1 protein-coding gene is annotated in these 1,009 nt (G+C 53.4%); it reads left to right on the top strand.

Annotated features, from left to right (window positions below; genetic code table 11):
* A partial coding sequence (locus tag J5224_RS29920; RefSeq protein ID WP_264628689.1) for a methyl-accepting chemotaxis protein occupies window positions 1-1,009 on the top strand: 1,009 nt, incomplete at both ends.

The raw sequence follows: 1,009 nt of genomic DNA, 5'->3' as shown, positions 1-1,009 counted from the left end.
CACTCAAACAGGCTCAGGACTATTATCAACAGATCGAAAAACCTGACGACAATGACAGTGACAGTCAGGCGTTACTGCGTAGCTACCAACAATTGTATCAAGGGTTGGTCGAACTGGCTGACGGGATCAAACAGAGCAATCAGATCGATATCTTTTTTATGGTGCCGATTCAGGCTTACCAAAATGATTTCACGCAGAAATACGGCCACTATCTGGCGAATAATGCCTCACGCCAAAAGCAGCACGGCGAACAATTTCTGATTTCCCTCGACCGCACTCACACCATCTTCATGGTGGTTCTCGGGCTGCTGCTGGCCGTCTCGCTGTGCGTGTGGGCCACCGTAAACCGGATCATCATTCGCCCCCTCAACCGCATTATTCATCACCTTGGACGCATTGCGTCGGGAGATCTCTCCCAGCAACTTGATGAGAACAGCGGCTGCACCCGCGAAATCGCTGTGTTAAATCGCAGCATGGCACAAATGCAATCCGGGTTAACCAATCTTGTTAGCCAAGTGCGCCACGGCATTGACGGCATGACGCAGCACGTTGACCGCGTCGCGGTGGATAATCAGGCGCTGTTTTCACAGGCGCGCCTGCAAGCCAATGAGCTTAAAGCGACCACGGACAACATTCTTCAGTTGAATGCACAACTGGCGCAGCACACCCAGCATACCGAGCAGGCCAGCCAGCATGCCTTGAATACCAGCTCCATGGCGGCTCACGGTGAATTGATGATGAATGACGTGCATGCTGCGATGTCCGATATCACCGGACGCACCAAAGAGATGACGGATGCTATCGGGATGATTGAAAACGTGGCGTTTCAAACGCACATTCTTTCATTGAATGCCGCCATTGAGGCCGCGAGAGCGGGTGAACTGGGACGCGGTTTCGCGGTGGTTGCCCGTGAGGTTGGTACTCTGGCAGCGCAGAGTAGCCAGTCGGCACAGCACATTAATGTACTGATTCGCGACTCAGACAGCAGCGTCGCGCCCGGTGCCAAATT

The sequence above is a fragment of the Candidatus Symbiopectobacterium sp. NZEC135 genome (assembly GCF_025962695.1).
The sequence above is the reverse complement of the archived record's forward strand: the minus strand, read 5'-3'. Positions and strand labels throughout refer to the sequence as shown.